Origin of the sequence: Nocardioides cavernaquae (assembly GCF_003600895.1) — a bacterium.
Classification (GTDB): Bacteria; Actinomycetota; Actinomycetes; order Propionibacteriales; family Nocardioidaceae; genus Nocardioides; species Nocardioides cavernaquae.
The window spans coordinates 160,360-179,283 of the sequence record NZ_QYRP01000002.1 but is presented as its reverse complement, the minus strand read 5'-3'; the positions used below and the strand labels follow the sequence as shown (position 1 = coordinate 179,283).

At 68.3% G+C, this 18,924-nt stretch carries 20 protein-coding genes and 2 pseudogenes; 21 read left to right on the top strand and 1 reads right to left on the bottom strand.

Annotation, left to right across the window (positions count from 1 at the left end; translation table 11 throughout):
* Positions 1–24: 24 nt before the first annotated feature.
* The 14 genes and pseudogenes from D4739_RS00955 (at position 25) to D4739_RS00895 (ending at position 12,594) form a co-directional block, all read left to right on the top strand.
* On the top strand, positions 25–363 hold the full coding sequence (locus D4739_RS00955) for a P-II family nitrogen regulator (protein WP_120058856.1): 339 nt from the start codon (positions 25–27) through the stop codon (positions 361–363).
* A 170-nt stretch (positions 364–533) separates the two neighbouring features.
* Positions 534–1,868, top strand: a complete 1,335-nt coding sequence (locus D4739_RS00950; RefSeq protein ID WP_120058855.1) for an ammonium transporter — start codon at positions 534–536, stop codon at positions 1,866–1,868.
* 40 nt (positions 1,869–1,908) lie between these two features.
* Positions 1,909–2,247, top strand: coding sequence for a P-II family nitrogen regulator (locus D4739_RS00945; protein WP_120058854.1), 339 nt, complete (start codon positions 1,909–1,911; stop codon positions 2,245–2,247).
* 13 nt (positions 2,248–2,260) lie between these two features.
* On the top strand, positions 2,261–4,507 hold the full coding sequence (locus D4739_RS00940) for a [protein-PII] uridylyltransferase (RefSeq protein ID WP_182920249.1): 2,247 nt from the start codon (positions 2,261–2,263) through the stop codon (positions 4,505–4,507).
* A 62-nt stretch (positions 4,508–4,569) separates the two neighbouring features.
* A complete protein-coding gene (gene ffh / locus D4739_RS00935; protein ID WP_120058852.1) occupies positions 4,570–6,114 on the top strand; it encodes a signal recognition particle protein in 1,545 nt (514 codons plus the stop codon).
* A gap of 10 nt (positions 6,115–6,124) precedes the next feature.
* Positions 6,125–6,493: a hypothetical protein gene (locus tag D4739_RS00930; protein ID WP_120058851.1), complete on the top strand. Its 369-nt coding sequence runs from the start codon at positions 6,125–6,127 to the stop codon at positions 6,491–6,493.
* 87 nt (positions 6,494–6,580) lie between these two features.
* On the top strand, positions 6,581–7,651 hold the full coding sequence (locus D4739_RS00925) for an amidohydrolase family protein (RefSeq protein WP_120058850.1): 1,071 nt from the start codon (positions 6,581–6,583) through the stop codon (positions 7,649–7,651).
* Between the two features lie 162 nt (positions 7,652–7,813).
* Positions 7,814–8,311 carry a 30S ribosomal protein S16 gene (rpsP, locus tag D4739_RS00920; RefSeq protein WP_120058849.1) on the top strand — a complete coding sequence of 166 codons (498 nt, stop codon included), beginning with the start codon at positions 7,814–7,816 and terminating at the stop codon, positions 8,309–8,311.
* 2 nt (positions 8,312–8,313) lie between these two features.
* Entirely contained in the window at positions 8,314–8,556 is a 243-nt protein-coding gene (locus tag D4739_RS00915) for an RNA-binding protein (protein ID WP_120058848.1), read from the top strand.
* Positions 8,557–8,801: 245 nt separating this feature from the next.
* Positions 8,802–8,936: pseudogene (locus D4739_RS17410) on the top strand (type IV toxin-antitoxin system AbiEi family antitoxin domain-containing protein); the annotation flags it as partial.
* Positions 8,937–8,963: 27 nt separating this feature from the next.
* A complete protein-coding gene (locus D4739_RS00910; RefSeq protein WP_238473460.1) occupies positions 8,964–9,746 on the top strand; it encodes a hypothetical protein in 783 nt (260 codons plus the stop codon).
* A gap of 115 nt (positions 9,747–9,861) precedes the next feature.
* Entirely contained in the window at positions 9,862–10,440 is a 579-nt protein-coding gene (gene rimM / locus D4739_RS00905) for a ribosome maturation factor RimM (RefSeq protein WP_120058844.1), read from the top strand.
* Positions 10,437–11,117 carry a tRNA (guanosine(37)-N1)-methyltransferase TrmD gene (gene trmD / locus D4739_RS00900; RefSeq protein ID WP_120058841.1) on the top strand — a complete coding sequence of 227 codons (681 nt, stop codon included), beginning with the start codon at positions 10,437–10,439 and terminating at the stop codon, positions 11,115–11,117. Before rimM ends, trmD begins: the two co-directional genes overlap by 4 nt.
* A 217-nt stretch (positions 11,118–11,334) precedes the next feature.
* Positions 11,335–12,594, top strand: coding sequence for an ammonium transporter (locus D4739_RS00895; RefSeq protein ID WP_120058839.1), 1,260 nt, complete (start codon positions 11,335–11,337; stop codon positions 12,592–12,594).
* Positions 12,595–12,673: 79 nt separating this feature from the next.
* Here the strand turns inward: D4739_RS00895 and D4739_RS00890 are convergent, their stop codons facing one another.
* Positions 12,674–13,900: a Fic family protein gene (locus D4739_RS00890; RefSeq protein ID WP_238473459.1), complete on the bottom strand. Its 1,227-nt coding sequence runs from the start codon at positions 13,898–13,900 to the stop codon at positions 12,674–12,676.
* Positions 13,901–14,125: 225 nt separating this feature from the next.
* Here D4739_RS00890 and rplS point away from each other — a divergent pair, with 225 nt between their 5' ends.
* The 7 genes and pseudogenes from rplS to D4739_RS17385 all read left to right on the top strand — a co-directional run.
* Positions 14,126–14,476 carry a 50S ribosomal protein L19 gene (gene rplS / locus D4739_RS00885; protein ID WP_120058834.1) on the top strand — a complete coding sequence of 117 codons (351 nt, stop codon included), beginning with the start codon at positions 14,126–14,128 and terminating at the stop codon, positions 14,474–14,476.
* 29 nt (positions 14,477–14,505) lie between these two features.
* Positions 14,506–15,318: a signal peptidase I gene (gene lepB / locus D4739_RS00880; protein ID WP_238473458.1), complete on the top strand. Its 813-nt coding sequence runs from the start codon at positions 14,506–14,508 to the stop codon at positions 15,316–15,318.
* Positions 15,315–16,079 (top strand): ribonuclease HII, encoded by a 765-nt coding sequence (locus tag D4739_RS00875; RefSeq protein ID WP_120058832.1) that lies wholly within the window; start codon positions 15,315–15,317, stop codon positions 16,077–16,079. Before lepB ends, D4739_RS00875 begins: the two co-directional genes overlap by 4 nt.
* A complete protein-coding gene (locus tag D4739_RS00870; RefSeq protein ID WP_120058830.1) occupies positions 16,076–16,384 on the top strand; it encodes a DUF2469 domain-containing protein in 309 nt (102 codons plus the stop codon). The genes D4739_RS00875 and D4739_RS00870 overlap by 4 nt, the downstream gene beginning before the upstream one ends.
* A gap of 129 nt (positions 16,385–16,513) precedes the next feature.
* On the top strand, positions 16,514–16,933 hold the full coding sequence (locus D4739_RS00865) for a TadE family protein (RefSeq protein WP_182920248.1): 420 nt from the start codon (positions 16,514–16,516) through the stop codon (positions 16,931–16,933).
* A complete protein-coding gene (locus D4739_RS00860) occupies positions 16,933–18,702 on the top strand; it encodes a Tad domain-containing protein (RefSeq protein WP_120058825.1) in 1,770 nt (589 codons plus the stop codon). Before D4739_RS00865 ends, D4739_RS00860 begins: the two co-directional genes overlap by 1 nt.
* A 110-nt stretch (positions 18,703–18,812) precedes the next feature.
* Positions 18,813–18,917, top strand: a pseudogene (locus tag D4739_RS17385) (YraN family protein); the annotation flags it as partial.
* Between the last annotated feature and the right edge of the window lie 7 nt (positions 18,918–18,924).

Sequence of the window (18,924 nt, the reverse complement as noted above, 5' to 3'; positions counted from 1 at the left end):
TTCACGAACAGACAGGAGCACCACATGAAGCTCGTGACCGCGGTCATCAAGCCGCACAAGTGGGAGGACGTCCGTGAGGCCCTCGAGACCTTCGGCGTGACGGGCATGACCGTCAGCGAGGTCAGCGGCTACGGCCGCCAGAAGGGCCACACCGAGGTCTACCGGGGCGCGGAGTACGACATCGCGCTGGTTCCCAAGATCCGCATCGAGATCGTGGTCGATGACGACGACGCCGACGACATCGTCGGCCTGGTCGTCAAGACCGCCCAGACCGGTCGCATCGGCGACGGCAAGGTCTGGGTCAGCCCGATCGAGACCGTGGTCCGGGTCCGCACGGGCGACCGCGACGAGGCCGCGATCTGATCCCGGCTCCACTCAACGACGAAGGCTCCCCGCACGCGCGGGGAGCCTTCGTCGTTGAGTGAGGTCGGGTGAGTCCGTGAGATCTGTAACGTCCCCGAAACACAAGGCGGCGACAGTGTGGGCCGCTCCGTCGACCAGGAGCACCCGCACACCGACCGTGAGGACGCACGATGCTCCACTCGTTCGCGGCGCTGGCCGTGACTCCCCAGCTCGACACCGGCACCACCGCCTGGCTGCTCATCTCGGCCGCCCTGGTGCTGCTCATGGCGCCGGGCCTGGCCTTCTTCTATGGCGGCATGGTCCGCTCCACCAGCGTCCTGAACATGATGATGATGGTCTTCGGCGCGCTGGCCGTGGTCACCGTCGTGTGGGTGCTGGTGGGCTACTCGATCGCCTTCGGCGACGACCTCGGCCTCGGTCTGGTGGGGGACCCGACGCAGTACCTCGGCTTTGCCGGGATGCTCGCCGACGACCCGGCGGCGGCGTACCCGGTGACGATCTTCGCGATCTTCCAGGGCCTCTTCGCGGTGATCACCGTGGCGCTCATCGCCGGTGCCATCGCGGACCGGACGAAGTTCGGCACCTGGCTGCTCTTCGCCGGGCTGTGGACCGTGCTGGTCTACGCGCCGGTCGCGCACTGGATCTTCGACTTCAGCGCCGGTGACCACGTCGGTGGCTGGATGGCCAACTCCCTGATGGCCAAGGACTTCGCCGGCGGCACCGCCGTCGAGATCAACTCCGGTGCGGCCGGCCTCGCCGTGGCGCTGGTCCTCGGCAAGCGGATCGGCTTCGGTCGCGACCCGATGCGTCCGCACAACCTGACCCTGACGATGATCGGCGCCGGGCTGCTGTGGTTCGGCTGGTTCGGCTTCAACGCCGGCTCGGCCCTCGCCGCCAACAACCTGGCCGCGATCGTCTTCGTCAACACGCTGCTCGCCGGCTGCACCGGCCTGCTGGCCTGGCTCCTGGTCGAGAAGCTGCGTGACGGCCACGCCACGTCGTTCGGTGCGGCATCGGGGGTCGTGGCTGGTCTCGTCGCGATCACCCCGGCCTGCGGCTTCGTGACGCCGATCGGCGCGATGCTCGTCGGCATCACCGCCGGCGCGATCTGCTCGCTGGCCATCGGCCTGAAGTACAAGCTCGGCTACGACGACTCGCTCGACGTCGTCGGCGTCCACCTGGTCGGTGGCCTCGTCGGCACGATCATCATCGGCCTGCTCGCCTCGAAGGCGGTCACTGACGTCGATGGTCTCTTCTACGGCGGAGGTGTCGACCAGCTCGGCCGCCAGCTCGTCGCGGCCGGTGCGACCTTCGCCTTCTCGTTCATCGCGACGGCGCTCCTGGCGATCGCACTGGAGAAGACGATCGGGTTCCGGGTGCACGAGGACGACGAGGCGTCGGGCGTCGACCTGGTGCTCCACGCAGAGACGGCGTACGACCTGCACGCGTCCACCGGCGGCGCGCGTCCCCACGTTGGCCACGGGAGTGGCACATTGCTCCCTTGAGGGCGATACGGTCGGCACAGGCAACGAGAGAAGGAACGGAATGAAGCTCGTCACCGCGGTCATCAAGCCGCACAAGTGGGAGGACGTTCGTGCCGCCCTGGAGACCATCGGCATCACCGGCATGACGGTGAGCGAGGTCAGCGGCTACGGCCGCCAGAAGGGTCACACCGAGGTCTACCGCGGTGCGGAGTACGACATCACGCTCGTCCCGAAGATCCGCGTCGAGGTGCTGCTCGACGAGGGCGATGCCGAGAGCGTGATCGAGACCATCGTCAACGCTGCGCAGACCGGCAAGATCGGTGACGGCAAGGTCTGGGTCAGCCCCGTCGAGTCCGTCGTGCGCGTGCGCACCGGCGACCGCGACCAGGCCGCGATCTGACAGTCATCCCGGAGTGAACGCGCACGATCGCCAGCGACGCACGGCCGCCGCCGATGAGCTGTGTGCCAAGGCGTACGCCGACCTGGGCGGCCCCGATGTCGGGGTCGCCCTGGTCGCCGTTGGCGGCTACGGCCGCGCCGAGCTGGCGCCGTACTCCGACCTCGATGTCGTGCTGGTCCATGACGAGGGCGTCGACCTCGGGGAGCTGGCCGAGAAGCTCTGGTATCCGCTCTGGGACTCGGGCAACAACATCGACCACTCGGTCCGGTCCCTGCCCGAGACCATCGCAGCCGCGGAGGCCGACCTGCGCGTCGCGCTCGGCATGCTCGACGCACGACACCTTGCCGGCGACCCCAATCTCACGCTCCGGCTGCGCACCAACATGCTCGGCGGCTGGCGCCGCGAGGCACGCCGGCGACTGCCCGAGATGCACGAGCTGGTCAAGGCACGCCACGACATCATGGGCGAGCTGGCGCACGTCTCCATCCCGGACCTCAAGGAGGCCGAGGGCGGCCTGCGTGACGCGACGGCGCTGAAGGCACTGGTCGCGAGCTGGTTGGTCGACGTCCCGCACGTCGAGGTCGAGCGGTGCCGTCAGGCGCTGCTCGACACCCGCGACGTCCTGCACGCGGTCGCCGGCCGCGCCACCGACCGCATCAACCCCGAGATGTGGGCGCAGCTTGCCGAACCCCTCGGCCTCGCGGACGCCGGTGCCGTCCAGTCCCACGTGCGCGAGCTCGGGCGTCGCATGACCCACATCGCCCGGCTCACCTGGCACCGCGTCGACCAGGTCGTTGCCCGTCCGACGTCGCTGCGTGGTGCGCGCAGGCCAGACCTGCGCACGGTGGCACCGGGCATCGCCCTCTCGTCCGGCGAGATCGTGCTGGATGCAACCGCCAAACCGGCCAACGACCCGATCATGCTGCTGCGCGCCGCCGCCGAGGCCGCGGAGCGGGGAGTGCCGCTCGCGCCAACCACCGCGGCCCGTCTGGCGAGGCTCTGCCCCGAGATGCCGGTGCCGTGGCCCGAGGAGGCCCGGCACCAGCTCGTGCGGCTGCTCGCCGCCGGCCGCGGGCTGCTGCCGGTCTGGGAGACCCTGGAGGAGACCCGTGCGCTCGACCGGATCCTCCCCGAGTGGGAGCTGATCCGGTCGCTCCCGCACGCCTCGATCATCCACCGCTTCACCGTCGACCGGCACGTGGTCGAGACCTGCATCGAGGCCTCGGAGCTGATCCGCAAGGTCGCGCGCCCCGACGTACTCATGGTTGCGGCCCTGCTCCACGACATCGGCAAGTGCGACACGATGGAGCACTCCGTCGCCGGCGAGCCGATCGCGCGCGAGGTGGCAGCTCGCTGGGGCTTCGACGGCGACGAGGTCGATCTGGTCGGCAACCTGGTCCGCTGGCACCTGCTGCTCGCCGAGACCGCGACCACACGCGACCCCGACGACCCCGCCACCGTGCAGCTGATCGTCGACCGGGTGAAGACGCAGGAGATGCTCTCCTTGCTGACGGCGCTCACCGAGGCGGATGCCAAGGCCGCTTCGCCCAAGGCCTGGTCGACCTGGCGGGCGCGGCTGGTGCGGCACCTCGCCAACCGCACGCTTGCCGCTCTGGTAGCCCAGGCCACCCACTCGTCGGCACCGAAGGTTCCCGAGCAGTGGGTGCAGATCCCGCGCGAGATCGGCGACAACCCGTCCAAGGTGCACGTCGGCGTCGACCGCACCGCTGACGGCTCGCGGGTCACGGTGATCTCCGGTGACCGGGTGGGCCTGCTCGCCGATGCTGCGGCGATGTTCGCCGTGCAGCGCACCTCGGTGCGTGCGGCGAAGGTCTGGACCCAGGACCTCTACGGCGTCTCCGTGTGGGACACCGACGAGCAGCACCTCGATGCCGCCGTTCTCCGCACCCGGCTTGCCTCCATCGTCGAGGGCCGGCTCGACGCACGCGAGCGGCTGTCGCGGCCGCGCCCCGGTCGCCTCGAGCCCCGCGTGAAGATCCGTCCCGAGGCCTCCTCGACGGCCACGGTGCTGGAGATCCGCATGGACGACAGGCCGGGCGTCGTCTACCTCGTCTGCGCCGCGCTGGCCTTCCTGGGACTCTCGGTCCGGTCGGCCCACGTGTCGACGCTGGGCCCCCAGGCAGTCGACGTCTTCTACGTGCAGGAGGTCGATGGGGGAGTGCTCACCCCGGACCGCGCCGACCAGGCTGCCCACGCTGTGCGGGAGGCCCTCGTCCGCACGGTTACTCTTGAGGCCTGACTCAGCCGTCTCACGCTGGTGGACGTTTGTCCATCCAGCCAGATCACCGAGGACCCGACACCTTGTTCGCCACGCTCTCCGACCGGCTCGCCGATACGTTCAAGAACCTTCGCGGCAAGGGACGGCTCTCCGAGGCCGACATCGACGCCACCGCGCGCGAGATCCGCATCGCGCTGCTTGAGGCCGATGTCGCCCTGCCCGTGGTCAAGGAGTTCACGGCCGCGATCAAGGAACGTGCGCGCGGCGAAGAGGTCAGCGGAGCGCTGAACCCTGCGCAGCAGATCGTCAAGATCGTCAACGAGGAGCTCGTCGAGATCCTCGGTGGCGAGACCCGCCGCCTGCGCTACGCCAAGACCGGCCCGACGGTCATCATGCTCGCGGGCCTCCAGGGTGCCGGCAAGACGACGCTCGCAGCGAAGCTCGCGCTCTGGCTCAAGGAGCAGGGCAAGTCCCCGCTCCTCGTGGCCTGCGACCTCCAGCGCCCCAACGCGGTCAACCAGCTCCAGGTCAACGGTGAGCGCGTCGGCGTACCCGTCTTCGCTCCGGAAGCCGGCAACGGCAGCGGCGACCCGGTCGCCGTCGCCAAGGCCTCCATCGAGGAAGCCACTCGCAAGCTCTACGACGTCGTGATCGTCGACACCGCCGGCCGCCTCGGCATCGACGCGGAGATGATGCAGCAGGCGGCGGACATCCGCGCTGCGGTCAACCCCGACGAGGTGCTCTTCGTCGTCGACGCCATGATCGGCCAGGACGCGGTCACCACCGCGCTCGCCTTCCAGGAAGGCGTCGGCTTCGACGGCGTCGTCCTCACCAAGCTCGACGGCGACGCCCGCGGTGGCGCGGCGCTCTCCGTCCGCTCGGTCACCGGCAAGCCGGTCATGTTCGCCTCGGCGGGCGAGAAGATGACCGACTTCGACGTCTTCCACCCCGACCGCATGGCGGGCCGGATCCTCGACATGGGCGACATGCTCACCCTGATCGAGCAGGCCGAGAAGGTCTTCGACCAGGAGCAGGCGCTCAAGGCCGCCGAGAAGCTGTCGGGCCAGGGCGGCGACTTCACCCTCGAGGACTTCCTCGTCCAGATGCAGCAGATCCGCAAGCTGGGCTCGATGTCGAAGATCATGGGCATGCTCCCGGGCATGGGTCAGTTCAAGGACGCCCTGGCCAACTTCGACGAGCGCGAGATCGACCGGATCCAGGCGATCATCCAGTCGATGACGCCGGCCGAGCGCGACAACCCGAAGATGATCGACGGCTCGCGCCGCCTGCGCATCTCGAAGGGTTCCGGCACCCAGGTCTCCGACGTCAACACCCTCGTCGACCGCTTCCACGAAGCGAAGAAGATGATGCTGCAGATGGCCCGGGGCGGTGGCATGCCGGGCATGCCCGGAGTCCCCGGCATGGGCGGTCCCGGGCCCGGCAAGCGCGGCAATGCGCGCCAGGCTCCGCAGAAGGGCAAGTCGAAGCGCGTCTCCGGCAACCCGGCCAAGGCTGCGCAGCAGAAGGCCGAGCTGGCTGCCAAGGCTCCCGCAGCTCCGGTCATCGACTACGAGACGGCTGCCGCCAACCTTGACCTGCCGAAGGACTTCTCGAAGTTCCTGAAGTGAGGCTCCGTCGGTGAGGGTCCTGGTTGTCGACGCCGCCAACGTCGTGGGCTCGCGCCCCGACGGCTGGTGGAAGGACCGCGCGTCTGCCGCGCGTCGCCTGCACGAGACCCTGTTGACCGCTGATGTTGCCTACGACCGTGTCGTGATGGTGCTCGAGGGCCAGGCCAAGGGCGGAGTTCGTGCGGGCCGCGACGGCGACGTACTCACCGTCCACGCACCCAAGGACGGCGACACCGCGATCATCGAGCAGGTACGCCGCGCGGTCGACGCCGGTGACCACGTCACCGCCATCACTGCCGACCGGGTCCTGGCTGCGCGCCTCGAGGGCCTGGGCGCACGCTCGATGAGCCCGTCCTGGCTGCTCGACCTCCTCGGCTGATCCGCTCTCCTCCGTCGACACGGCGCGACCCGTGTCGGCATCGAGGTTGCGCCGTGTCGGGGTGGAGGGGGCGATAGCGTCGCGTCCATGAGCGCGCTCCGGTTCCACGGCCCGATTCTTCCGTCGGGCGAGCCCCAGGACCTGTACGTCGTCGATGGTCACGTGACCTTCCACGCGCAACCGGGAGCGGAGACGGCTGCGCGCGGCTGGATCGTGCCCGGCCTGGTCGACGCCCACTGCCACCTCGGCCTGGGGGAGGAGGGCGCGATCTCCGAGTCCGAGACCGTGGCGACCGCGATCGAGGACCGTGACGCGGGCGCGCTGCTGATCCGGGACTGCGGTTCGCCGATCGACACGCGCTTCGTGCAGGAGCGCGACGACCTGCCCCGGCTGGTGCGGGCGGGCCGACACGTCGCGCGCACGCGTCGTTACATCAGGAACTACGGCGTCGAGGTCGAGCCTGCGGACCTGGTCGCCGAGGTGGTCAACCAGGCCGGCCGCGGTGACGGCTGGGTGAAGCTCGTGGGTGACTGGATCTCCCGTGAGGAGGGCGACCTGCTTCCGACCTTTCCCGACGAGGTGCTCGCGGCGGCAGTCGCGGCGGCACATGCCCACGGGGCCAAGGTGACCGCCCACTGCTTCGGCGCCGAGGTGCTGCCTGCGCTGATCGGCGCAGGCATCGACTGCATCGAGCACGGCACCGGGCTGACCACCGACCTGATCGAGGCGATGGTCGCGCAGGGCACCGCGCTGGTGCCCACGGTCATGCAGACGGAGAAGTTCACCGACCATGCAGCGGGCGGCGCGGCCCGCTTCCCGGTCTACGCGGCGCACATGACCGACCTCTACGCGCACCGCCGCGACGTACTGATGAACGCGTTCGACGCCGGCGTTGCCCTGTACGCCGGCACCGACGGCGGCGGCGACAAGCGCCACGGCAACCTGGCAAACGAGGTCCTGGCGATGCACGCGATGGGCATCCCGGCCGTTGACGCGCTCGCGGCGGCATCCTGGAAGGGCCGCCACTGGCTCGGCTACGGGGCCCTCGAGGAGGGCGCGGAGGCAGACTTCGTCGTCTATGACCGCGATCCGCGGGAGGACCTGACGGTGCTCCACAGCCCCGCGGTCGTCGTACTCCGCGGCGTCGTCGTGGCCTGATTTTCGCGGCTGGGCAACCGTCTGGCAGAATGTCCCGCTGAGTCCTGCCTGAGTCGCGACCCTCTATCCCGGCACTGGCAGGCCCTTCGAGTTTCTTGGCCCCGGTCCCCACCAGGGAGCCAACGCTCACTCACAACAACTTTTCGAGGAGACACCACAAACGTGGCCGTCAAGATTCGCCTGAAGCGCCTGGGCAAGATCCGGGTCCCGCAGTACCGCATCGTCGTTGTCGACGCCAAGAAGAAGCGCGATGGGCGCGTCATCGAGGAGATCGGCAAGTACCACCCCAAGGAGGAGCCCTCGTTCATCGAGGTGACCTCCGACCGGGCTCAGTACTGGCTCGGTGTCGGCGCGCAGCCGACCGAGGCCGTCGCTGCCATCCTCAAGATCACCGGTGACTGGCAGACGTTCAAGGGCCTGCCGGGCACGGAGGGCACCCTCAAGGTCGCCGCTCCGAAGGCCGACAAGCTGGAGATCTTCAACGCTGCCCTCAAGGAGGCGAACGACGAGCCCAAGGGCGCGGCCGTGACCTCCAAGAAGAAGGCCGCCAAGGCTGAGGAGCCGGCCGTCGAGGCTGAGGCTCCCGCTGCTGAGGCTCCGGCCGCTGAGGCTCCGGCCGAGGTCGTCGAGGCGCCCGCCGCCGAGGTCACCGAGGCGTGAGCATGCTGGCCGACGCGCTCGAGCACCTGGTCCGCGGCATCGTGGATCACCCTGACGACGTTGTCGTCCGGGACAAGCAGCTCCGGCGCGGCTCCGTGCTCGAGGTCCGGGTCAATCCCGAGGACCTCGGCAAGGTGATCGGTCGCAGCGGTCGCACCGCGTCCGCGTTCCGCACGGTCGTCTCTGCCCTCGCGGGCAAGGGTGGCGCGCGGGTCGACTTCGTGGACGTCGACCGCCGCAGCTGACAAGCACGTACGACGCAACGGGCGTCGCTCCTTCACGGAGCGGCGCCCGTTGCGCATTTCTGCTCCTGCAGTTTCACCGGCCGGCCGGTGATTCGGGCACATGTTGTGCCGTGCACCGCACTCCAGGTGCCCGACTCGCGCGCGGAGTGAGCCACTCTTCATCCACAGTCGAGTGAATCGAGTTGTCCTCCACTGATCGCGCGCACGCCGATCCGGCAGGCGGCGAACCGGGGAAGTCTCCCGGCATGGACAAACTGCGAGCCATCTGCGCGGCCAAGGGTGCATTTCTCCGACGGGAGGCGCTCGCGGCCGGGTACGACGACCATGCCCTCGGAAGGCTTCGGCGGGCTGGGGTGATCCTGCGACTGCGTCACGGTGCGTACGTGTTCGCGGACGTTTGGGAGGCAATGAGCCCACGGGAGCGTCATGGGGTGCGGGCCCGCGCTGCGTACCGGTGCTGCGACCGCCCGGTCGCGCTCTCGCATGTGTCCGCGGTGCTGGAGCACACCGCGACGCACTGGTCTCTCCCGCTGGAGATTCCCCACCTGACCCGCCTGGATGGCCGGAGTGTCGGGCGTGCAGCGGGCGTTCGCCAGCATCGCGGCCGGATCATCGACGGTGATGTCGTGACGGTTGGCGACTTCCAGGTCATGGCACCCGTTCGTGCGGCGCTTGAGCTCACGACTGTGGTCGGTGTGGAGGCGGCTCTCGTGACGATCAACGATCTGCTCCACTCGGGGCTGGTCACGGACGCCGCCATTCGGGAGAGATATGCGCAGGCGATCGACCACTGGCCGCACACGCTCAGCACCAACGCTGTCCTGCATCTGATGGACCGTCGGATGGAGTCTGCTGGGGAGAGCCGCACGTCGTACTTGCTGTGGAGCCAGGGGCTGCCGATGCCGGTCCCGCAGCACGAGGTGTATGACGCCACCGGCGACCTGGTCGGAGTGGTCGACTTTGCCTGGCCCGAGCTCGGCGTCTTCCTGGAGTTCGACGGCAAGGCGAAGTACCAGCGGTTTCTGCGTGAAGGTGAGGAGCCTGGTGATGCCGTCTTCCGTGAGAAGAAGCGTGAGGACCGACTGCGGCGGGCCACAGGCTGGCGCTGCATCCGCATCACCTGGGCGGACCTCGAGCACCCCGCCCGCACGGCCGCGATGATCCGGCGGGTTCTCGCGCAGGCCGCCTGACGCCGCACTTCGTGACTTCGTGCGCGATTCGGGCACTGGTTGTGCGGTGCACGCCACAACATGTGCCCGATTCACCGGTCGGCCGGTGAATCTGCCAGCCACTACCCTTGAGCCCGTGAACCAGATCGAGGTCCTCATCGGCCGTATCGGCAAGCCCCACGGCGTTCGCGGCGAGGTGACCATCGACGTCAAGACCGACGAGCCGGAGCGCCGGTTCGCGGTCGGCAACAAGCTGGCCGCGACGCCGCCGAAGGACAGCGCGAGCAGGCTGCGGGCGCTGACCGTCAACCGGATCCGGTGGCACCAGGGCGTCCTGCTGGCGACCTTCGACGAGATGACCGACCGGGACCAGGCCGAGGCCGTTCGGGGCACGCTGCTGCACGCGACCGTCGACGCCGACGAGACGCCGGACGACCCGGACGAGTTCTACGACCACCAGCTGATCGGCCTCGCGGCGTACGACCTGGAGGGCAAGCTCCTCGGCACCGTGACGAAGCTGGTCCACGGCGCACAGGACCTGCTGACCATCCGCACGGAGGACCGGCGTGATGCGCTGGTCCCGTTCGTGAGCGCGCTCGTGCCTGAGGTCGACGTGGCCGGTGGGCGGGTCGTCATCGCCGACCGCCCTGGCCTCGTGACGCCGTTCGAGGACGACGACGACGAGGACGCCGGACAGGACAGTCGGCGGCCATGAGGATCGACATCCTCTCGATCTTCCCGGACTACCTGGCGCCCCTCGAGCTGAGCCTGCCGGGCAAGGCGCGCGCCAAGGGCCTGCTCGAGATCCACGTGCACGACTTGCGCCAGTGGACGCACGACCGGCACAACACCGCCGACGACACCCCGTACGGCGGCGGCGCGGGCATGGTGATGAAGCCCGAGCCGTTCGGTGAGGCGTTCGACGAGCTGGAGATCGACGGCGCGACCGTCATCTTCACGACGCCCAGCGGCGAGGTCTTCAACCAGGAGCTGGCCCGTGAGCTGAGCACCCGCGAGCGGATCGTCTTCGCCTGCGGGCGCTACGAGGGCATTGACCAGCGCGTCATCGACCACGCCCGCACCCGTGCCGAGGTCCGCGAGATCTCGCTCGGTGACTACGTGCTCAACGGGGGAGAGGTCGCTGCGCTCGCGATCACCGAGGCAGTCGTCCGCCTGATCCCCGGTTTCATGGGCAATCCTGACTCGCTGGTCGAGGAGTCGCACGAGGACGGGCTGCTCGAGTACCCGTCGTACACGAAGCCGGCGAGCTGGCGCGGCCTCGACGTCCCCGACGTACTCCTGAGCGGTCACCACGGCGAGATCGCCAGGTGGCGGCTCGCGCAGTCCGAGGAGCGCACCCGCGAGCGGCGCCCGGATCTGCTCGGCGAGTAGACCGGTCCAGTCGGAGAGACTGTGAGGTCTTCGCCTCTCCCGTATCCGGGTTCTCACGCTCAACGCTGGAAAGCCGTGAGATCTGTTACATGCACGAAACAAGACCCACCGTTGCCCGAAATGCGGCGCAGGCAGGATCGCGCCCACGCATGGTCACCAATGAGGTTGGCCGCCGTGGGTCTGCAGTCCGGGCCCGAACCCCTCGAGGAGTTGTTTCATGGATCTTGGTGTTATCTGGCTGCTGATCACAGCGGCCCTCGTCCTCTTCATGACGCCCGGCCTGGCGTTCTTCTACGGAGGCCTGGTCAAGTCGAAGAGCGTCATCTCGATGATGATGCTCAGCTTCGGCAGCATCGGTGTCGTTGCGGTCCTGTGGATCCTGTACGGCTTCAACCAGGCCTACGTCGACGGTTCCGACGCTGACTGGATCCCGCGCGTCCTGGGCAACCCGTTCTCCGACTTCGGTCTGCAGGACGCTGCCAAGGCCGCATTCGCTGGTGAGGACGGCTCGGGCGTCGTCATGGCGAGCGCCATCTTCGGTGCGACCTTCGCGATCATCACGGTCGCGCTGATCTCGGGTGCGATCGCCGACCGTGCGCGCTTCTGGCCCTGGATGCTGTTCACGGCACTCTTCTCGACGCTCGTGTACTTCCCGGTTGCTTCCTGGGTCTTCGCGTTCGACGCTTCCGGCGACTTCACCGGCTGGGTCAACAAGCTCGACGAGAAGTTCGGCTACGCGGCCGGCACGATCGACTTCGCCGGTGGTACGGCTGTTCACATCAACGCGGGTGCTGCTGCCCTCGCTCTTGCCATCGTCCTGGGCAAGCGCAAGGTCGGCTTCTCCAAGGAAGAGGCTCAGCCGCACAACGTGCCGCTCGTCCTCATCGGCGCCGCGATCCTGTGGTTCGGCTGGTTCGGCTTCAACGGTGGCGCGGCCATCGCTGACGGCCAGGTCGGTCTGATCTTCGTCAACACGCTCGTGGCTCCGGCCGCTGCGCTCATCGGCTGGATCGTCGTCGAGCACTTCAAGGAGGGCAAGGCCACTGCGGTGGGCGCCGCCTCCGGCATCGTTGCCGGTCTGGTCGCGATCACCCCGGCTTGCGCCAACCTGACGCCGATCTGGGCGATCGTCCTTGGCCTGGTGGCCGGTGCTGTCTGCGCCGTCGCCATCGAGCTCAAGTACAAGATCGGCGTCGACGACACCCTCGACGTGGTGGGCATCCACCTCGTCGCTGGTCTCATCGGCACGCTGTACCTCGGCTTCTTCGCCATCGACACCGGCCTCTTCGTCGGCGGCAACTACGAGCAGCTGGTCGTCCAGGCCATCCCGGCCTTCACGATCCTGGCCTACTCGTTCGTCGTCGCGTTCGTCCTGGGCAAGGTCATCGACCTCACGGTCGGCTTCCGCGCCAAGGAAGAGGACGAGATCGCCGGCATCGACCTCGCGCTGCACGGCGGGGGCTACGCAATGGACTGAGTGCCTCGCACTCTTCGCAGGCCCGTCCCGGTTCGCCGGGGCGGGCCTGTGGCCATTTCGCGTCCCGTGGATCAGTCGGTCAGCGGTCGGTCGCGTGGAGGTTCAGGGAGGCGGAGCTGATCCGGATGCTGAGGTCGTGGACCTCGCGCAGCACGTCGGGTGCCAACCAGACCGGAGTACGCCGCGAGCGCGGCGCCCGCTGGAGCACTCCCGCCTTCTGGAGCTCGCCGATCGCATCGAGGGCGGTGGAATCCTTCACGTCGCCCCGTTCCATGACGAGCGGGATGTTGATGATCGGCTCCTCGACGAGCAGGTCCAGCAACCGGTACGCCGGGGTCCCCGGCGCAGGATGTCCCGCAGCCGAGCTCCAGCGCTCGCGGGTCTCGGTCACCTCCGCGGCGGTGCGGCGCGATTCACGCGTCGCGATGCTCGCCGCACTCGCCAGCATCGTGACGATGGTCGACGCGTTGCCGGCCCGGTAGTCGTTGAGTGCTCCGAAGTACTGATCCCGGTGGGACACGAGGCCGGAGGCGATCGGCACGGTGAGGTGACGCGTCACCCGCCGCTTGCGCAGCACGGCGTGGATGAGAGCCCGCCCGATCCGGCCGTTGCCGTCGGTGAACGGGTGGATCGACTCGAACTGCGCGTGCACGATCGCGGCCTGGGCGAGTGCCGGCATGTCGTCGCGGTTGGCGAACGCGAACAGGTCGTCGAGGTAGGCGTCGACGGTCTCCGGCGGGGGAGGGACGTGCAGCGCTCCACGGGGTGACCAGTCGCTGCCGCCGACCCAGTTCTGGCGGTGTCGGACGTGGCCAGCGCGCACGCTCTCCGAGGGCACACGGGAGAACAGGTCGTGGTGGGCGCGCAGCATCGCCTCCTTGCGCAGCGTGCGGGGGAGCATGCCGGCGTCGCGGATCATCCGGTCGAGAGCGGAGGTGGCAGATGCCATCGAGACGGCGGAGGCATTGGCGCCCTCGCCCAGCAGCGCCCGACCGTAGTCGGAGAGCGAGGCGTCGACGTTCTCGATCTTGGAGGAGTCGACCGACTCGGTGCGCAGCAGCAGTCCGTTGAGCGCCGCCAGCGTGCGTCCATGCACCATGTCGAGGTGGGTCAGCCCGCCGGCAACCGCCTCGAGCATGCGCAGCAGTGCGGGCTCGGGCGAGTAGGTCAGCCCGGCGATCAGGGGAGGAAGCGAGACGATGACCTCGCCGAGCTGACGATCGGCGCGGGGGCCGCGGCGTACTGTCTGCCGCCAGGGCCTGGTCACGGCGCCGTGCGGTGGCCAGTCGGCGGCGGAAGTCGTCACGCGCGCCATCCTTGCAGGGCAACCTCAGGATTTTCCGGCGTGGCACCCGCTGTGGCAGACTTCTTCCTTGGCCCGTCGGCCGAAGGGGCGCTCCGAGGAACACACGGGGGTCCTGCATCCAGCTCCTGCCACAGGGGGCGCCGGGTGCCGCCGGCCGGAGTGCGGGCCGCACCGATCAACTCAAGCATCTACCGCGGCTGACCTGTGGCGTTCGCGAGGAGCATCATGACCAACGTCATCACCGAGCTCGGCAACGCGCAGAAGCGCGACGACGTCCCGGCCTTCCGCGCCGGAGACACCATCAAGGTCCACGTGAAGGTCATCGAGGGCACGCGCTCGCGTATCCAGGTCTTCCAGGGTGTCGTCATCCGCATCCACGGCGCCGGCATCGGCCGCACCTTCACCGTCCGCAAGGTCTCCTTCGGCGTCGGTGTCGAGCGCACCTTCCCGCTGAACTCCCCGATCTTCGAGTCGATCGAGATCGTCACCCGCGGTGACGTCCGTCGCGCGAAGCTGTACTACCTGCGCAACCTGCGCGGCAAGGCAGCGAAGATCAAGGAGCGCCGCGAGTTCTGATCTGCGCAGGGCCAGTTAGGCTCTGCCGCGTGACTTCCGAGGACCGCGACACTGTGCCCGCCGACAATGACGGCGTGAAGGGCACGGAGTCGCGGTCCTCGTCCATTTCGTCCGGCAAGCCCGCGAAGAAGCACCTGCCGGTCTGGCAGGAGTCGATCCTGCTCCTCGCGGTCGCCCTCGGCCTGGCGATCGTGCTGAAGGCGCTCTTCATCCAGGCGTTCTACATCCCGTCGCCCTCGATGGAGCCCGGCCTCGTCCAGGACGACCGGATCCTGGTCCAGAAGGTTTCCTACTGGGGCGGTGGCACTCCGGAGCGCGGCGACGTCATCGTCTTCGAGGACCCGGGCAACTGGCTGGCGGCTGACAGCACCGGTCCCAACAACCCCGCCGCCCGCGTGCTCGCGAAGGTCGGCCTCTACCCGACCGGCGGTCACCTGGTGAAGCGGGTCATCGGAGTCGGCGGTGACACGGTCACCTGCTGCGACGACGAGGGCCGCCTCAGCGTCAACGGCAAACCCGTCAACGAGAGCCAGTACGTCATGCCCAACGCGACGTGCGCGGCACCGCTGAGCATCCAGTCCGAGGACCAGCCCTGCACGGCCAAGGCGCTCAAGGTGACGATCCCTGAGGGGTATCTCCTGGTCATGGGCGACAACCGCAGCAACTCCGAGGACTCCACGGCGCGCTTGTGCACCACCAAGGAGACCGAGTGCCCGCCGACCCGTGGCCTGGTCCCGGTCGACAACGTCGTGGGCAAGGTCTTCGCCCTCGTCTGGCCCATCAAGCGCTTCGACCACATCACCCGTCCCGACGCGTTCAAGGACGTCCCGGACGCGAAGTGAGCCCGACCATCGCCCCTTCGCTTCGCTTCGAGCGGCGCCTCCTGCGTGAGGGCGTCGCCCTGCTCGCTGCGGCGGACGAGGTCGGGCGGGGCGCTCTTTGCGGTCCGGTCACCGTCGGGATGGTGTTGATCGACGAGTCGACCCGCTCGGCACCGTCCGGCGTCCGTGACAGCAAGCTGCTGACGGCGTCGGCGCGCCAGCAGCTCGTGCCGCGCATCCAGCGCTGGGCCATGTCCTACGGCGTGGGCCATGCGAGCCCGGTCGAGATCGACGAGTTCGGGCTCACCGCCGCCCTGCGGCTGGCCGGTCAGCGTGCGCTGGCACAGCTCGCTCCGTCAGCGGGCGTCGTCCTGCTCGACGGCAACCATGATTACCTCAGCACCCCGGAGCAGGATGCGCTCTTCGGGTCACCGGCACCTGTCGTTGCCGAGGTGCCGCGCGTCGTCACCATGATCAAGGCGGACCTGAAGTGTTCGGCGGTTGCCGCAGCGAGTGTCCTCGCGAAGACTGCCCGTGATGCGCTCCTGATCGAGCTCGCCGAGGAGTTCCCGCACTATGGCTGGGCCGAGAACAAGGGCTACAGCGCGCCGGAGCACCTGGCTGCGCTCGCCACCCATGGCCCTACCCGGCACCACCGCCTCAGCTGGCGGCTGCCCGGGTGTGCCGACGTCGACCCTGCTGCGTTCCGGCGGGCCGCGGGGTGGGGCGTACACGCCTCGGTGCAGAATGTCCGCGAAGCCCAGCCCGAGGAGACGCGATGAGTGCCGAGGATCTCGAGAAGTACGAGACCGAGATGGAGCTCAACCTCTATCGCGAGTACCGCGACGTGGTCTCCATCTTCAAGTACGTCGTGGAGACCGACCGCCGCTTCTACCTGTGCAACCAGGTGGATGTGAAGGCCCGCACGGAGCAGGGCGATGTCTTCTTCGAGGTGTCCATGAGCGATGCCTGGGTGTGGGACATGTACCGCCCCGCGCGCTTCGCGAAGAACGTCAAGGTGCTCACCTTCAAGGACGTCAACGTCGAAGAGCTCGCGAAAGCGGACATCGACCCGGACAAGGTCTAGCCAGTTCGGCCGTTCGCCCGACAGGTGTGACGAGCGCCACTAACCTGATCAGTGGCGTGGGAGGGAAATCCACTGCCGATGTGAAGGTGCCTTGGGAGGGGCCGTATGTCTGGTTGCAGTGGTGCGCGCGTGGAAGCGTGGAAGCGGCAGAAGAATGAGGGCGGCGCAGCCGTGCTCGAGTTCGCGCTGGTCGTGCCGATCCTGCTGGCTTTCGTCTTCGGGATCATCTCGTACTCGTACATGTTCAGCGTCCGCCAGGCGATCACCCAGGCTGCCGCTGAGGGGGCACGTGCTGCCGCCGTCGCCGCGACCGGCCAGTCCGCCACCGAAGCAGTCGAGGCGGTCAACTCGGCGCTCGCCGGGTACGACCTGACGTGCGGGGCAGAGGGCCTCACCTGCACCCCCGTCACGTCCTCGTGCGGCGGCGAGTCCTGCATGCAGGTGACGGTCAGCTACGCCTACCGCGACCACACCCCGATACCCAACCTCCTGCCGGACTCGGCCATCCCCGCAACGCTCAGCTTCACCTCCAGCGCCGAGGTCAACTGATGGGGCGCGCTCGCGACGAGCGCGGCGCTGTCGCGGTCTTCACCGCACTGCTGACCACGACTGTCCTGACCGGTTTTGCGTCCTTTTCCATCGACATCGGCTACCAGCGGATGGCCGCCCGCGACATGCAGGCGGTCGCCGACCTCGTAGCCATGGATATGGCCCGCCACCTCGACGGGAGTTCGACGGCGACCCTGCTCGCTGACCCTGCCTGGGCGGCCGCGGTGACTGCCTCGCGCGATCGCCAAGGCGAGACGCTGGGTGATGCGTTGAACCTCAAGTCGTGCGGTGTTGCCGCCTCTGGTGAGCCGACCCTCGACGGCACGGGCATCTGCGCATATCCCGGAATCCTCGAGGATGACGGTGGATTCGCCGGCGGCGCCGCGGCCACGCATGTCAAGGTGCTGACTCGCACGGACGTCGACTACTTCCTCCCGATCTTCGCGGAGAGCGGCTCTGCCGCCCGCTCGGCGGTCGCGAAGACGCAGTCCTCGGCCTGCTTCCAGCTGGGCTCCTTCGCAGCGAGCGTGAATCCCTCCGCATCGCCCGTTCTCGAGGACATCCTCAAGCCCTTGGTCGGGGCGAGCACCATCGGTCTGTTGGGCTACGACGGCCTGGCCGCGGCCACTATCGCGTTGATCGACCTGATCAAGGCACCGACCCTCAACGTCGGCACCGTCAACGAACTGTTGGCCCTGGAGAACGTCACCGTCAGTGACGTGCTGCTCGCGGAAGCGCACGTCCTCCGGGCCAACGGCAAGGGTGCCGAGGCTCAGGTGCTGGAGACGGCAGCGGTCCAGGCGGTCGCCGGCGTCGAGATCGAGATCGGAGAGTTGATCGGCCTGAGCACGTCCGACAATGCGGCACTGAGTACTCAGTTCAACGCGATGGACCTGTTTCTCGGAAGTGTCTTCCTCGCGAACGGGACCAATTTCCTGGCGATACCCAACCTCCAGGCCGGGGTGCCGTCGGTCGGTGTGACGACTGCCCAGCTTCAGATCATCGAGCGTCCGCAACGAGCCTGTAACGACGATGAAGCCAAGACAGCGCAGATCAAGTTGGCGGCTACCGCCAAGGCAAACCTCAATGCCTCACCCCTGCCCCTGGGACCTCTGCTGAATCTGAAATTGATCGACCCGGCCACGGGGAACCCCAACAACGACATTGCGGTCGACATCGATATCGACGTCGCCGGAGCTCACGGGCATCTGACCGACGTCGACTGCTCGCCTGTGGAGAAGTTCCGAGCTGACATCTGGACGGACCTGGTCCAAGCGCGCGTGAGCGCGACGATCACGGTGAAGGGGACCGTCAAAGCGACTGTTCTGGGCATCGCTGGAGTCAACGTGCCGGTTCAGTTCAAGGTCGCGTTGTCCGCGGACGCGTCCAAGCCGGCGTCGGTCTCGTCAGCACCCGCTTCGATGGATCTCCCGCCCAACGTCTACGGGGATCACGTGGAGGTTGGTAGTGGTACGACGATCCTTCCCAACCTGACCGCCAGCATGGTGTCGGGCACGTTGGCGACCGGGCCACTGACTGTTCTGGGACTTCCTGTCCCGACATCCACCCTTGACGCCATCGTGAACCCCATCCTCGATTTGGCAGTCCCCGCTATCGGCACCTTCGTCGGGGCGACCGTGAATCCGCTCATCGGCGTCGTGAACACCAACCTGAGCGCCTTGACGACGGCATTGGGCATCAACGTGGCCGGAGCCGACTTCTATCCGCTGGCACGACCGGTCTGCAACAACCCCGCGCTGCGGGGGTAGGTCCGGGGAGCCAGCCCGCTCTCAGTTCACAGGAGCGCGAGTGGCGTCGTTCTCCTCACCCTGGGCCCGAGGCCTCGTCCGATGTGAGCGACGCCGTCGAGGGTGGGGGAATGACGACGACCGACAAGCAACGCCTCGGGGCGTACGGCGAGGCCCTGGCCGCTCGACACCTCGTCAGTGCCGGGATGACACTGCTCGACCACAACTGGCGCGGCGACGGGG